At 71.6% G+C, this 14126-nt stretch carries 13 protein-coding genes; all 13 read left to right on the top strand.

Annotation, left to right across the window (positions count from 1 at the left end; all coding sequences use genetic code 11):
- The first annotated feature begins 13 nt into the window (after window positions 1–13).
- Window positions 14–898, top strand: coding sequence for a MinD/ParA family ATP-binding protein (locus OHB21_RS33075; RefSeq protein WP_195125631.1), 885 nt, complete (start codon window positions 14–16; stop codon window positions 896–898).
- Window positions 895–1545 carry a hypothetical protein gene (locus OHB21_RS33070; protein WP_067504013.1) on the top strand — a complete coding sequence of 217 codons (651 nt, stop codon included), beginning with the start codon at window positions 895–897 and terminating at the stop codon, window positions 1543–1545. Before OHB21_RS33075 ends, OHB21_RS33070 begins: the two co-directional genes overlap by 4 nt.
- A gap of 40 nt (window positions 1546–1585) precedes the next feature.
- The gene (locus tag OHB21_RS33065; protein WP_067504011.1) at window positions 1586–1882 is read left to right on the top strand and encodes a hypothetical protein; all 297 of its coding nucleotides are present in this window, start codon (window positions 1586–1588) and stop codon (window positions 1880–1882) included.
- 10 nt (window positions 1883–1892) lie between these two features.
- The gene (locus OHB21_RS33060) at window positions 1893–2165 is read left to right on the top strand and encodes a hypothetical protein (protein ID WP_195125632.1); all 273 of its coding nucleotides are present in this window, start codon (window positions 1893–1895) and stop codon (window positions 2163–2165) included.
- Between the two features lie 29 nt (window positions 2166–2194).
- Complete coding sequence (locus OHB21_RS33055) at window positions 2195–3043, top strand: hypothetical protein (RefSeq protein ID WP_228790889.1); 849 nt, start codon at window positions 2195–2197, stop codon at window positions 3041–3043.
- A complete protein-coding gene (locus OHB21_RS33050) occupies window positions 3040–3852 on the top strand; it encodes a hypothetical protein (protein WP_067504006.1) in 813 nt (270 codons plus the stop codon). Before OHB21_RS33055 ends, OHB21_RS33050 begins: the two co-directional genes overlap by 4 nt.
- A gap of 125 nt (window positions 3853–3977) precedes the next feature.
- Window positions 3978–5441 (top strand): hypothetical protein, encoded by a 1464-nt coding sequence (locus OHB21_RS33045; RefSeq protein WP_113974960.1) that lies wholly within the window; start codon window positions 3978–3980, stop codon window positions 5439–5441.
- Window positions 5438–6925, top strand: coding sequence for an SCO6880 family protein (locus OHB21_RS33040; protein ID WP_067504003.1), 1488 nt, complete (start codon window positions 5438–5440; stop codon window positions 6923–6925). The genes OHB21_RS33045 and OHB21_RS33040 overlap by 4 nt, the downstream gene beginning before the upstream one ends.
- 7 nt (window positions 6926–6932) lie before the next feature.
- Window positions 6933–9122, top strand: a complete 2190-nt coding sequence (locus OHB21_RS33035) for a hypothetical protein (RefSeq protein ID WP_113974908.1) — start codon at window positions 6933–6935, stop codon at window positions 9120–9122.
- 325 nt (window positions 9123–9447) lie between these two features.
- The gene (locus OHB21_RS33030) at window positions 9448–9756 is read left to right on the top strand and encodes a transposase (protein WP_067513909.1); all 309 of its coding nucleotides are present in this window, start codon (window positions 9448–9450) and stop codon (window positions 9754–9756) included.
- A gap of 55 nt (window positions 9757–9811) precedes the next feature.
- Window positions 9812–11443, top strand: coding sequence for a peptidoglycan DD-metalloendopeptidase family protein (locus OHB21_RS33025; protein ID WP_228788969.1), 1632 nt, complete (start codon window positions 9812–9814; stop codon window positions 11441–11443).
- 242 nt (window positions 11444–11685) lie between these two features.
- Window positions 11686–12237: a hypothetical protein gene (locus tag OHB21_RS33020; RefSeq protein WP_324191861.1), complete on the top strand. Its 552-nt coding sequence runs from the start codon at window positions 11686–11688 to the stop codon at window positions 12235–12237.
- A 40-nt stretch (window positions 12238–12277) separates the two neighbouring features.
- Window positions 12278–14125, top strand: a complete 1848-nt coding sequence (locus tag OHB21_RS33015; RefSeq protein WP_067513907.1) for a type IV secretory system conjugative DNA transfer family protein — start codon at window positions 12278–12280, stop codon at window positions 14123–14125.
- The last annotated feature ends 1 nt before the right edge of the window (window position 14126 follow it).

Genomic DNA, 14126 nt, shown 5'->3' with positions numbered 1-14126 from the left:
AGAGCTGAGAACGATGGGAGAGGACTGGAGCCGCTGGCTCGACGAGGCCGCCGAGGGCGCCCCGCCGGGACGCCAGGCGCGCGCCAAGGCTCCGGTGGTACGACTGCGGCGCGGCAAGCGCGACGACGGCGGGGACGGCGGGGACGGCGATCCAGGGCAGCGCCCGATCCTGGTGGTGGGCGGCTGCGGCGGCGCGGGCACCACCACCACGGCGCTGGGCATCGCGGGGGAACTGGGCGCGGCGGGCACGCCGACCGTGGCGGTGGACGCGACGGCCGCGGGCAGCGATCTGGCGCTGCGCGGCGCCGACGAGCACCTGCACCCGATCAGCCTGCAATCCTGGCTGTACGGGCGCGGCGACGACGAACCGGCGCCGCTCAAGGAATGCCTGTCGCGCGCCACCTCGGGCATCGGCCTGCTGTGGCGCGACGAGACGCCGCTGCGCAGGCGCGCCACCTACCTCACGGTCGCGCGCGCCGTGGAGGTCGCGGGCTTCACCGCCGTATACGACGGCGGCAGCCCGATCGCGGGCCGCCAGTTGCGCCCGCTGCTCGACGACGCCGATGTCGCGCTCATCCTCGCGATCCCGTCGCGCCCCGACGCGGCGAACCGGCTGCGCGTCACGCTGGAGTGGCTCGACGACCAGTTCGGCGAGTCGAGCGAGGGGCAGGGCAACGGCATCGTCGGCGATGCCACCATCGTCGTCTCGCACCAGCAGCCGGGCGGCGATTCCCGGGTTGCCGACCATTTGCGCGAACACCTGTCGGGCTGGGTCCGCGATATCGCCGAGGTGCCCTACGACCCGCACCTGGCGCGCGGTGAACTCGTCCGGCACACCGCGCTCGCGCCCGAGACACGCAGGGCTTATGGGCGACTGCTCGCCGGAGTGGCATCATGACGGCCGCCATGAGGATTCGCCGCAAACTCGCCCCGCGCCCGGCGGGCGTCGTCGCCCCGCCGGAGTCGCGCCGTGCCCCGGTGTGGGACCGTCCGGTGCCCGGCATCGGCCGCGCGCCGCTGCTGTGGCTGCTGGGTGTGCACGGCGGTTCCGGAGCCACTACGCTCGCGCATGTGCTTGCGCCCGCGGCGGATTCGAGCCGCCGCTGGCCCGGCGTCTTCGAGCGCGAATCGCCCTTCGTCGTCCTCGTCGCCCGGGAGACCATCGCCGGGCTCACCCGCGCGCACGACCTGTTGCGCCAGCACCACTTCGGCTTCGGCGGCCCCTCGGAAGTGCTCGGCCTGATCACCGTGGCCGCCCGGCCCGGCAAGATGCCCGCCGAGATCCGCCGCTACCGCGAGGTGGTCGGCTCGCTGGCGGGTCCGCTGTGGCAGGTGCCCTGGTACGAGGAATGGACGCTGGTCGAGCCGGAACAGCTGCCGGTGTGGACGCCGGGCGATCCGGTCCCCGAGCGCAAACGCCGCGTCGACCCGCTCACCGAGGTGCCGCCCGAGGTCCGCGAACTGGGCGCCGACATCGTCGCGACCGTTCGTGAGAAGCTCGACGGCGCAGCGGATTTCGACGACGAGCAGGAGGCGCACCTGTGATCGTTCGCGTCGCCGGAACACATCTCGAGAAAGGCATCCGATGAGCATGTATCTGCTAGCCGCGCAGGACGCGTACGGCGCCGTGCTGGCCCAGGTGGGCAACCCGACGCCGGAGGCGCCCCCCGGATCCGACAAGATCCTGCAGCTGGTGCGCTACCTCACCTGGTTCGTGCTGCTGTCGGGCGTCTGCGGCATCATCTACGCCGGCGGCCGGTTCGCGTGGGAGAAGTGGACCGGCGGCGGCCTGGAATCGCCGAAGATGGTGGCGGGCGCGATGATCGGCGGCGTGGTCGCCACCAGCGCGGGCACCATCATGAACGCCGTCATCGGCACCTAGAGGGAGCGCCATGCCGACGCCGCGACCGTCCCTGGAACTGTCCGCCTACAAGCAGATGCCCTCCGAGGTACTCGAACCCATCATGCAGCTGCTCAACTGGCTGCTGTGGTTCGTGCTGCTGGTGTGCCTGGCGTGGATGATCCTGTCCGCGGGCCGCCTGTGGATCGCGTTCCGCACCGACCTGGCGGCCAACGACGCCTCGCACGGTGTGCTGATGAGCCTCCTCGGCGCGACGGTCGCCAGCACCGCCTCGGGGATCGCGTTGGCGTTCCTTCCGACGTGAGCCGGCCGGGACCGGAGGGGAGCGGCTCGATGAACCGCACAGTGGCGCAGCCGTTCTCACTTACGTCGGCGTCGGCGTGCCTCGGCACGACGGCGCTGTCGCACGCGGACACGGCTGCGTCGGCGCGCAGGAATCCGGCAGCGGCCCAGCCGCGCACGGGTGCCGGGGTGCGGTCGCTCACCGACGTGGTGGCACAGCCGCTCATGAGCGCCACGGCGCGGGTACACACCCACCCGTCGGCACGCCCCATTCCGGCGCGCGGACGGCGCGGTGCCCGCCGACCGGCCGCGGGTGTGGTCGGCGCGGTGCTGCTGGCCGCGGCCGTGGGCTGCGGCGGCGGTGACGAGGCCGCGGGCCCCGACCTGTCCGAACCGCCGAGCGGCGTGCGCTGGCAGAGCTTCCAGGGCGTCGCGCTGCCGCACACCGACCAGGGGCCGAAGACCGAGGACGGCGGCGCGGCAACGGGATTCGACCGCACCCCGCCCGGCGCGGCGGTCGCCGCCATCACCCACACGGTGCGCCTGTCCGTCGCCAGCGACAGCCAGTGGCCGAAGGTGGTTGCGGCGGAAGTGATTCCGAGCACAGCGCGCGACGAGTGGTCGGTGGCGCGGGTGCAGCTGTCCATCACCGGACCCGCCGATCCGGAGTACGCCCCGCGTTTGCTCGGCTACCGGATCACCGAATACACCGAGCAGCGATCCGCGGTGGACGTCTACACCGAATACTCCGATGGCTCCCGCGCCGTGAACCACACCGTCGTGGAGTGGTACGCCGAGGACTGGAGATTACGACTGCCCGAATCGGAGTCGACCGCACGGCCGGTCGACGCCATCGACGAACTACCCACCGACATCGTGACTTTGGAGGCGCCGCAGTGAGCGAGAAGGGGTCGTACGCGCGCGACCGCGTCTCCTTCGGCGGGGTCGCCTCCGCCGCGCTGCTCGCGCTCATCGTCATCGTGGGCGCGGTGGTGTACCTCAACCGCGACGAGGCGACACCCGACACCGGCGACGCCGAACTCACCGCCACCACGGGCGAGGGCTTCGCCACCCCCGAGGTGGACATCTTCGGCAGGCGCGTCGACGTCCCGAACAACCCTGCGGGACAACCGCTTCCGCAGGACCCGTCCCTGCAGCGCCACTCCGGCGATCCCGACTGGCTCACCGGCGCGCCCGTGGGGACCACCGAACCGCGCGGCTGGCAACGGGTCTACGGCGCGTCGGTGCCGTTCTCGACCTCCGACGGCCCGAGCCGCATCGAGGACGGCTTGGCGGTCGGGTACGCGCACACCCCGCAGGGCGCGGCGCTGGCCGCCGCCCAGATCACCTACCGGCTCAACGCCCGCCCGGCCGACCGCGACCTGTACGTGCGCCAGGTGCGCGTCTCCGCGCAGCAGATCGCCGCCTACGATCGCGCGCTGGAGGAGGACCGCCTGCCCGAGCAGCAGCCGGAGAAGGTGACCAGATACTTCGTCGCCCCCGACGCGTTCAAGGTGGAGAACTACGCCGACGATCTGGCCATCGTCCGGTTCGCCTCGCGCGGGCCGGTGGTCGACGGCAGACAGCTGTGGGCCGCCCTGCGCCTGGTGATGGTGTGGGACGCGGGCGACTGGCGGCTCAAACCCGCGACGAGCAACGGCGCTCAGACCGAACTGATCGAATCGCTCGAGGGGTGGACGCGATGGTGAGCGCGACACAAACCGGGGAAACCCAGCAACCTCAGCAACACCCCACCGTCCAGCTCGTGAGAAAGGCCCGGGTGCCAGTTGCCAGTCCGGATCGAGTCCCTGCGACCAAGCGAGGGGTGGACAGCATGGTGAAGAAGCTCCTGACGATCTTCGCGGTCATCTGCACGGTGATGATCGCGACGCCGACCGTCGCCTACGGTCAGACCTACGGCTTCGACGAGACCTGCAACGAGATCCACGACACCCTCGACGACGTCGGCCTGCCCGGCATCTCGCTGGGTGACGCCGCCTCCGCGGTGTGCAAGGCGGGCAACGCCGCCTCGCATCCGGGCGACGCGGCCACCACGGTGAAGGACGCCGCGTGGGATTCCACCTTCGGCAAGGTGGTCGACTCGCTGATGAACGGTCTCGGCGAGGCCATCATCCTGGCGCTCACGTTCTGGATGAACGTGCCCAACGAGGCGGCCAGCGACGGCGGTTCGCTGTTCACCAAGATCCAGGACTACACCTATCAATTGCAGATCCTGCTGCTGATCGCCTCGGTGATCCTCACCGGCGCGAGACTGGCCGAGGCCAGACGCGGAGCGGCGGTGAGCGAGGCGGCCGAATCGTTCCGCATGTTCGCCAGGGTGGTGTTCAGTTCCTGGATGCTGGGCGCGGTGATCGTGGCGGGCACGGTGGCCTCGGACCGGTTCGCCGAGTGGATCATCAACGACTCCACCGACGGCAACGCCAAGAACATGGCCGAGCTGATGGTGAAAACCAGTAAGCTCCAAGCCTTCTCGCCCGGCCTGGTGCTGATCATCGCGATCGTCGGCCTGCTCGGCGCGCTCGCCCAGATCGTGTTCGCCATCGTGCGCCAAGGCCTGCTGATCATCGCGGCGGGCGCGCTGCCCCTGGCGGCGGCCGCGTCGGGGATGAACGTCGGTAAACAGTCGTATCAGAAGCTGATCGGCTGGATCATCGCGTTCATGCTGTTCAAACCGGTGGCGGCGATCGTGTACATGATCGCGTTCACCACCGCGGGCCACGTCGACGGACTCACCTCCACCACGGGGCTGCCCGACGGCGAGGAGGCCCAGCGCATGTTGGTCGCGATCGTGCTGCTGTGCAGCGTGGCGTTCGTGCTGCCCGCCCTGATGCGCCTGGTGACCCCGGCCGTCGCGACCGTCGGTTCGGGCGGTTCGGGTCTGGCCTGGACCGGCGGCGCCGTGGTCGGCGCGCTGGCGCTCGGCGCGATGGGCACCAAGGCCGTCGGCGTGAAGGCGGCCGCGGGCCCCGGCCAGGCCGGCTATGTGAGCGGCAGCGGTTCGGGCCCGCGCCCGCCGGGTGGCGCGGGCCGCGGTGGCTCACCGCGCCCGGCGCCGCCTCCGCGCGGCGGCGGTGGCGGCGGGGGAGCGGCGGGTCAGACGCCGCAACAGGCCGCGGCCGGGGTACCGTCCGGTGCCTCGCGCGCGGCGGGCCGGGCGGGCGCGGCCCAGGCCGCGACGACACCGCTGCGCAACGCCGACCAGTCCATGGGTGACGTGGCGGGCGACCGCTGGGCGAACCGTTCGCCCGACCTCGGGAGGAGCACCATTCCGCGATGACGACCGACACCTACGAGCGCCGTTCCTACGGTCTGTGGCAGAAGCCGCGCAGCGCGGGCCTTTTCGGCCTGCGCTGGGAGGAGACCGTCATCGGCTTCGTCGTCGTGATCACGGCGCTGCTCTGCGCGATGTTCGGCGGCTTCAAATGGGGTCTGATCGTCGGCGGCACCGGCGCGTTGATCATGGTGCCCCTGGTGTGGCGCACCGGGGGCCGTTCGGGCTACGAGACGGGATTGATGATGTTCAACTGGATGCGCTCGCGTAATCGCGGCGAGCACGTGTACCGGGGCGGCCGCTTCTCCCGCATCCCGGGCGGAGTGACCCGGCTGCCGGGCCTGCTGGCGCCCTCGAAGCTCTACGAGGGCATCGACGCGGGCGGCTACAGCTTCGGCATGATTCACCTGCCGCAGTTCGCGCAGTACACGGTGGTGCTGCGCGCCTGGCCGCAGGGCCACGAGGCGGTGGACCAGCCGGTGATCGACCGCTGGGTCTCGGCGTGGGGCACCTTCCTCGCCTCGATGGGCCAGACCAGCGACATCGTCGCCGTGGTGCCGGTGATCGACACCGTGCCCGAGACCGGAAACCGTTTGCTCACCGAGGTTTCCGCGATCACCCGGCCCGACGCGCCGGACCTGGCTCAGCAGGTGATGTACGAGCTGGCCACCGAACTGCCGCAGGAGCGGGTGCAGCTGCTGCCGCGCGTGGCGATCACGTTCAAGGCCACCACCGCCGAGCGGCGCAAGAACCCCGCCGAGGAGGCCGTCGAGATCGGCCGCCGCCTGCCGGGCATCTGCGCGGCGCTGGCCGAGGCGGGCGTGCGCGCCCAGCCCATGTCGGCCGACGAGGTGATCTCCTTCATCCGGCGCAGCTACGATCCGGCCTCGCAGGCCGATCTCGAGGTCGCCGCCTCCGAACCCGAAGGGCACGGCCTGGATTGGGCCGACGCGGGCCCGATCTCGCACGATGAGAAGTGGGATCACTTCGTGCACGACGGCGGCCGCTCGGTGACCTGGGAGATGGACGCCGCCCCCGAGGGCGCGGTGGACGAACGGGTGCTGCAGCGGTTGCTCGCGCCGAATCCGGAGGTGCCGCGCAAGCGCATCGCCATCGTCTACCGTCCGCATTCGGCCGCCGACGCCGCCGAGATCGTCGACGACGACTTCAAGAACGCGCTGGTGGCCCAGCAGAGCGAGCGCGGCGTGGTCTCGGCCGCCGCCACGCTGCGCGTCGGCGCCACCCAGCAGGCCCGCGAAGAGCAGGCCAGGGGCCACGGCGTGACCCGCTTCGGCGCGCTGGTCACGATCACCGAGCCGATGCGCGGTGACCTGCCGCGCATCGAGGCCATCACGCGCGACCTGTCCACCCAGGCGCGACTCAAGATCCGGCGGTGCTACCGGTACCAGGCGGCGGCCTTCGCGGCCTCGCTCGGGTGCGGGGTGATCCTGCCGGAACACGCGACCATTCCGAAGGCATTGGCGGGGTGAGCGATTCATGGCACGGGACCACGAGCCTCCGGTACGGGAGCGCGACGAGGCGGCACGCCGGGCACGCCGGGAGCCGGAGGGCTACCACGCGGGCTACGACGAAGCGCCGCAACGCCGCTCGGGTCGGGGCGCGCCGCGTATGAGCGGCGACGAGCGCATCGGCGTCGACGAACGCCGCGCGCCACGGGACGGGGAACGCAGGCCGCGTCCCCGCCCCGACGGGGCCCGTGCCGAACGTCCGCACGGCGAGCGCGGGTATGTCGAACGCCCGCACGGGGAGCGTTCGCTCGGCGACCGCGCCAGGGCCGAACGCGCCGCCGCCGAGCGCGCCAGGGCGAGCGCCGGGCGCGGCAGGCCGCCCCGCGAGGAGCCGGCCCGGCGCGGCAAGCGGCCCGCCCGCCCGCGCGCCGACGATGCCGCCGACCGCGCGATGGGCGTGTCCGACAAGGCGGCGCAGCGCGCGAAAGCCAGGGCGGAGAAGAAGAAACAGTCCGGGCCGCCGCTGCTCGACGATGTCACGCGGGCGCGGCTCGAGGAGACCGCGCGCGAGGGCTCCGGCCTGCGCGCCGCGTGGGCCGCCTTCCGGGTGCGCACCGACGATATCCGCCGCCGCAACTACGCCGCGCGCGCCGAGCTCACCGTCGAGGACGGATTCGACCGCAGCACAGCGCAACTCACCGCCCGCGGCTACGCCGGGCCGGGCGGCGGACGGATGAACGTGGTGGGCCGCCCCGTCGAATACCGCGCCACCACGGCGCAGGTCGCCGGATTGTGGCCGTGGTCGGTGGGCGCGGGCGCGCCGCTGATCGGCACACCGCTCGGCTCGCACCTGCACACCGGCGCGCCGGTCTGCTTCGACCCCATGAACTGGTTCATGCGCGGCAGCTTCATCACCGCGCCGAGCCTTTTCGTGCTGGGGCTCAACGGTTTCGGCAAGTCCTCGCTGGTGCGCCGGATCGTGCTGGGCGGCATCGCGCAGGGCATCACGCCGCTGATCCTGGCCGACGTGAAACCCGACTACCGCCGGATGGTGGAACTGGTCGGCGGCCAGGTCATCGACCTCGGCTACGGTCACGGCAAACTCAACCCGCTGGCGGCGGGCGTACTCGGCTCGGTGGTGCCGCTCCTGGACGAGTTCCCCGCGCTGCGCCTGCAGGTGCTGCAGGATCTGCGCGCCCGCCAGGTCACGCTCATCGCGGGCCTGGTGGAGCTGGTGCGCGGCGCGCGCGTGCGCGACTACGAGGAGACCCTCATCGCCACCGCGCTGCGCATCCTCTACCAGGAGGGCAGCGGCTACACCCCCGACCGGCCGCCGATCATGGAGAACCTGCTCGAGGTGATCGTCGCGGGCGGCGAGGAACTCCAATTGGACGCGGGCGCCGACGATCCCGGCGAATACCAGATCGCGATCAAGGAACTGCGCCGCTCGCTGCGCGCGCTCACCCAGGGCCCGTTCGGCGCGGTGTTCAACGGGCAGACCTCCGTGCCGATCGACACCGACGCCGTCGCGGTGTGCATCGACGTCTCGCACATCCCGACCGGCGACAAGAAGCTCAAGGCCGCCGTCATGCTGGCCTGCTGGGCCGACGGTTTCGCCTCCGTGGAGGCCGCGCACGTGCTGGCCGACGCGAATCTGGGCCCGCAGCGCTACTTCCAGGTGGTGATGGACGAGCTGTGGCAGGTGCTCGGGCTCGGCGACTTCATGGTCGACCGCGTCGACGAACTCACCCGTCTGCAGCGCGGCCTGGCCACGGCGCTGATCATGATCAGCCACACCATCAAGGATCTCCAGTCGCTCGGTTCGGAGGCCGCCATCGCCAAGGCGCTCGGCTTCCTGGAACGCGCGCGCGCCAAGATCTTCGGCGCGCTGCCCGCCGAGGAGGTCAAACGACTCGACAGCACCGTCCCGTTCACCTCCGCCGAGGAGGAGATGGTGACGGGATGGTCGGCGCCGCAGGCACTTACGGGTGAGGCGCTCAAACCGGGACAGCAGCGGCCCTCGCCGCCGGGCACCGGCAAGTTCCTGCTGAAGATCGGTGAGGACCGCAGGCCCGGCATTCCGTTCCACATGGAGTTCACGCTCTCGGAGAAGGAGAGCGGTATCCACGACACCAACCAGCGGTTCAGCGAATTCACCGGCGGTACCGGCCGATCCGGCGGCACCGGCGGCGAATCCCCGAACGGAAGTGCGGCATGAGATACCGTCCGGTAGGCGAAGCTGCACAGCGCTGTCGGACGGGAGCGAAAAGCCGAGCGCCCCAACGGGCGTCCGGCGTGTGGAACCGGGCGCCGCGACGGGCCGCGGTGCCGGGCGAGAGGATCCGGGTCCCACTGCGGGCGGTGGCGTTCGGCGCGACAGACCGGGCGCCGCGTCCGGCGGTGGCATCCGGCGGAAAGATCCGGGCGCCGCATCGGGCGGTGGCGTTCGGTGCGACAGGCCGGGCGCCGCATCGGGCTGCGGCACTCGGCGAGAGGATCCGGGCGCCGCAACGGGCGGTGGCGTTCGGTGGAAGGGGTGCCGCATGATGCCGCATCGTTCGTATCGCAGGGTCTCGCCGGAGGTGCGCAAGGCCGCCGTGGAGCAGGTCCTCGCGCTCACCGGCACGCTGAGCAGCGAATCCGAGGCGTGCCGGGTGGTGGCCGATCAGATCGGCGTGCACACCAATTCGGTCCGCAACTGGGTGCGCGCGGCGGAGGGCCCCGGCCTGGAGCGGATGGACGCCGTCGCGCTGCGCCGCAAAGTGGCGCTGCTGCAACAGCAATTGGCCGCGGCGGCCGAGATGAACCGCACCCTCGCCGACACCTTGAACGAAGCGCAACGGCGCACGTGACCGCTCCCGTCGAGGTGAGGGCACCGTGAGCGCCAAGGGGATCCTCTGGGGCGTCATGAGCGTGGTCGTCGGGCTCATGGCACTCGTACTTGTCGTCGTGCTGCCCGCCGTGGAGGACCCGTGCGAGGGCCAGTCCGTCCTCGGCCCGTCGGGCACCGACCTGCCCCCGCTGGGCGGTGTCGCGCCGGGGGATCAGCGCGCGGCGGCGGAATCCACGGACGCGCAGGCGAATCCGACCGCGACCGCGACGCCGTCGCTGGCGGCGGGTGTCGGTCCGATCCGGCGCACGATGCCGATGGCGGCGGGCACCTACACCGTCTCCGACGTGTTCGGTTCGCGCGGCGGCGGGCACCGCGGCGTCGATATGGCCGCGGCCGACGGCACGCCGATCTTCTCGGTGTCCGACGGCCGCGTGGTGGCGGCCGGACCGGCCTCGGGCTTCGGCAACTGGATCGTGGTCGACTCGATCGACACCAACGGGCGCGGCTATTCGGCGGTCTACGGGCACATGTGGGATCACGGCGTGCTGGTGCGCGTCGGCGACACGGTGCGTGCGGGCCAGCAGATCGGCCTGGTCGGTTCGGCGGGCGAATCCACCGGCCCGCACCTGCATTTCGAGATCGTGCCGGGCGGGCGCTTCACCGGCGGCCGCCAGATCGACCCGATGCCGTGGCTGGACGGCGCGCCGACACCGGATCTCGGTGGCGCGCAGTGGTATTCGGCCGACCCGCGCTGCCAGCTCGGGTTCGGCACCGCGGGCGGCGCGCTGGCGGCGGGCAAGGTGCCGCCGGAACTGGAGATCTGGTACCGCCGGGCGGGGTCGCTGTGCCCGGAGATCACGCCCTCGCTGCTGGCGGCGCAGGGACGTCAGGAGTCGGGTTTCCGGCGCGGTCTCACCTCGCCCGCGGGCGCGCAGGGCCTGGCGCAGTTCCTCCCCGGCACCGCTACGAGCACCAACCCGGACGACGGGCGCCCGTATGTCATCGACGCCGACGGCAACGGCGTGGCCAGCGTGTGGGACGACGGCGACGCGATCATCGGCCAGGGCCGCTACATGTGCGCCATCGCGGGCAAGATCAAGCAGTGGCAGGCCGAGGGCCGGGTGCAGGGCGATCTGACCTCGCTCACGCTGGCCGCCTACAACGCCGGCGAGGGCGCGGTACTGGCCTCGGGCGGCATGCCCAACCAGTACGCGGCGCACTGGTCGGAGACGAGGCCGTACGTGGCGAACATCCTGGCGATGGAGGCGCAGTACCGTGCGCCCGGCTCCACCGGGCGGTTCAGTCCGGGCGAGGGTTCGCCGGGCGAACAAGTGGTGGAAGCCGCGCACGACTGGCTCGGCACCCCGTACGTGTGGGGCGGCGGCGGCCCGCAGGGGCCCAGCGACGGCGGCCTGGACGGACCGGGACTCACGGCGGCCGCGGTGTTCGCGGCCTCGGGCGGTGCGGTGACGTTGCCGCGCACCGCCGAACAGCAGTGGGAAGCGGGCCGCGAGGTGTCGATGAGCCGCGCCGAACCGGGCGATCTGGTCTTCCACTCGTTCGGACCGCGCGGGCCCGCCCAGGTGGGCGTATACGCCGGGGACGGGCGGATGATCCAGTCCGTGCCGGCGGCGGGCGCCGGTGCCGGTGGCGGTGTGCGCGAGGTGGCGGTTCCGGGTGACGCGCGGGTGCGGAGGGTGCTGTGAACGGGAGACGTGCGGGAACCGCAGGGCCGGGCCGCGACGCGCGAGCCGTTGCGGCGGGTCGCCGATCCGGTGCGGGCGCGCGCCCGCCCGGGGTGGCGCGCGATCTCGCTTCCGGTCGCGGCATCGGCCGGGGGTGTGCCGGCGGATGCGGTCGTGAGGGTGTCGCGCGCGAACACGCCGGAACTCGGGAGCCGAATGGGCGGGCGCGGTACGGGTCCCGCCGGTTAGCCTGGGTGGACAGGGTGAACGCGCGCGCGAAACTGGTGGTGATGCTGGTGCTGAGCGTGGCGATGGTGGGTGCGGCCTGCGGCAGCGACGACGGCGATCCGGAGTCCGGTGCGCCGGGTGCCGCCACGTCGACCACGCGGTTGCTCGAGGAGGTGCCCGCGCCCGACCCGGTGACCCCCGACGGTGTCGCCGTCGCGGCGCTGCAGGAGATCTTCACCTGGTACCCCGCCACCGAGGAACCGGGAGACTCCGTGGACCGCGCGCGGAAGTGGCTGGGCCCCAGCATGATACGAATGCTGGACACCGAGCCCACCGGTGCCGAGGCGCCGAAACCCTCACTGCAGTGGGCGGAGTGGGCGCAGGCGGGCGTCACCGTGGAGGCGTTCACGTTCGCGTCGGGGGAGCGGCCGCCCGAGGGCGCCGATCCCGCGGTGCGGCAGTACAAGATCGGCATCGAGCAGACCGTGGTGCGCGCCGACGGGCGCCGCGAACAGCTGCCGCCCGCCACCGTGATCGCCACGGTGGTGCAGACGCCCGAGGGCTGGCGGCTCGACGCGTTCCGCTGACGACAGGCATTACCCCGCAAGGCCATTCGAGGAGGCAGACATGGCGAAGAAGAAAAAGGTCACGGATCCCGCCGACCCGGGACCCGATCTCGGCCTCTACGCCGTCTACGCCGGTTTCGGTGTGCTCGGAACCCTGTGGATCGCACTGCAACTCGGCAACCGGATGTCGGCGACGCCGCAGGACTTCCCGATCAACCCGATCGAGATCGTCGCGGGCCTGGCGCGCGGGCGCTTCACCTGGCCGACCGCGTCCACGGTCATCGTGCTGCTGGTGCTGCTGACCGTGGTGGCGATCATCCTGGTGCGCAGGCAGTTGCGCAAACGACAGGGCAAGGGCGCGCTGCCGGTGGACGAGAAGGCCCAGTACATGGGCTCGGGCGGCGCGATCTACGGCCTCACCGAGGCCGGGGTGCGCGAGAAGGCCGAGCAGTTGGGCATGCGGCTCGGCTACGACGACGCGCCGGGCGTGCCGCTGGGCATCGGCGTCGCCGACGGCGTGATGCTCTACGGCTCGTACGAGGATCTGCACCTCGACATCTGGGGTCCGCGCCAGGGCAAATCCACCTCGCGGGTGATCCCGGCGATCCTGTCGGCCATCGGGCCGGTGCTGGCCACCTCGAACAAGCGCGACGTGGTGGACGCGACGCGCGACGTGCGTGAGTCCAAGGGCAGCCCCACCTTCGTGTTCGACCCGCAGGGTGTCGCCGACGAGAGTCCCAGCTGGTACTGGAATCCGCTGGCCTGGGTGGACGCCGGGCGCGAGGGGTGCGAGATGCGGGCCCAGCGCCTGGCCGGTCACTTCGCCGACGCCGACAATGGCGGCGAGAGCGGCAAATCCGACGACAACTTCTTCGATCCGGAAGCCGAGGACCTGCTCGCCGCGCTGTTCCTCGCCGCGGCGGTGGCCCAGCGACCCATCACGCAGGTCTGGGGCTGGGTGACCAATCCGGTCGACACCGAACCGATCGAGCTGTTGCGCGGCGTCCGCCACGACTTCATCGCCTCGGGTCTGGCGATGCAGTACAACGCCGACCCGCGCACCCGCAGCGGCATCTTCGGCACCGCCAAGAAGATGGTGCGCTGCCTGCAACTGTCGAACGTGCACAACTGGATCCTGCCGGGCTCCGATCCGGCGACCGGTCAAACGCGCAGGCAGTTCGACGAACTCGAGTTCATCGAACGCAACGGCACCCTGTACTGCCTCTCGCTGGAGGGCCGCGGCTCGGCCGCCCCGCTGGTGAGCGCGCTGACCGAGGCCGTCATCGACGTCGCCATGCGCAAGGCGTCCCGCTCGCGCGGCGGGCGGCTGCCGATCCCGCTGCTCGCGGTGCTGGACGAGGCCGCCAACGTGGTGCGCTGGAAGGATCTGCCCAAGCAGTACAGCCACTTCGGCTCGCGCGGCATCGTCGTGATGACGGTGTTGCAGTCCTGGGCCCAGGGCGCGCGCTGCTGGGGCGAGGCGGGCATGTCGGCGCTGTGGTCGGCCGCCAATATCAAGGTGCTGGGTCCCGGCGTGGACGATATGAACTTCCTGCGCGACCGGTCCGAAGCCATCGGCGAATACGATGCGATCTCCCAGTCGGTGTCGGAATCCAAAGGCGGCAAGAGCTATTCGCGGTCACTGTCGTCGTCGAAGACGTTCAGCGTCAACGCGCTCACCACGCTGCCGCGCGGCCGGGCGATCGTGTTCACCTCCGGGCAACCCGCGGTGCTGTTGCGCACCGTTCCGTGGTGGGAGGGCGAGTACTCTGCGGACGTGAAGAAGTCGATCGCGCAGCACGATCCGCAACGCAAGACCGAGATCACGGACCTGTTCGGCTCGCCGTCGCTGACCAAGGCCGAGCCGCCCCAGGAATACGGTCAAGTCGAGGAGGTTCGGCCACTGTGAG

The organism is Nocardia puris (assembly GCF_036051655.1).
GTDB classification, from domain to species: domain Bacteria; phylum Actinomycetota; class Actinomycetes; order Mycobacteriales; family Mycobacteriaceae; genus Nocardia; species Nocardia puris.
Note: the sequence above shows the minus strand (reverse complement) of the source record. Positions and strands in the feature narration are given on the sequence as shown.

Excerpts from the sequence above, each read along its gene's own strand:
- OHB21_RS33040 (WP_067504003.1), top strand. The coding sequence starts at position 5,438 with ATGACGACCGACACCTACGAGCGCCGTTCCTACGGTCTGTGGCAGAAG.
- OHB21_RS33060 (WP_195125632.1), top strand. The coding sequence starts at position 1,893 with ATGCCGACGCCGCGACCGTCCCTGGAACTGTCCGCCTACAAGCAGATG.
- OHB21_RS33015 (WP_067513907.1), top strand. The coding sequence starts at position 12,278 with ATGGCGAAGAAGAAAAAGGTCACGGATCCCGCCGACCCGGGACCCGAT.
- OHB21_RS33025 (WP_228788969.1), top strand. The coding sequence starts at position 9,812 with ATGAGCGTGGTCGTCGGGCTCATGGCACTCGTACTTGTCGTCGTGCTG.
- OHB21_RS33035 (WP_113974908.1), top strand. The coding sequence starts at position 6,933 with ATGGCACGGGACCACGAGCCTCCGGTACGGGAGCGCGACGAGGCGGCA.
- OHB21_RS33065 (WP_067504011.1), top strand. The coding sequence starts at position 1,586 with ATGAGCATGTATCTGCTAGCCGCGCAGGACGCGTACGGCGCCGTGCTG.
- OHB21_RS33030 (WP_067513909.1), top strand. The coding sequence starts at position 9,448 with ATGATGCCGCATCGTTCGTATCGCAGGGTCTCGCCGGAGGTGCGCAAG.
- OHB21_RS33075 (WP_195125631.1), top strand. The coding sequence starts at position 14 with ATGGGAGAGGACTGGAGCCGCTGGCTCGACGAGGCCGCCGAGGGCGCC.
- OHB21_RS33045 (WP_113974960.1), top strand. The coding sequence starts at position 3,978 with ATGGTGAAGAAGCTCCTGACGATCTTCGCGGTCATCTGCACGGTGATG.
- OHB21_RS33070 (WP_067504013.1), top strand. The coding sequence starts at position 895 with ATGACGGCCGCCATGAGGATTCGCCGCAAACTCGCCCCGCGCCCGGCG.
- OHB21_RS33055 (WP_228790889.1), top strand. The coding sequence starts at position 2,195 with ATGAACCGCACAGTGGCGCAGCCGTTCTCACTTACGTCGGCGTCGGCG.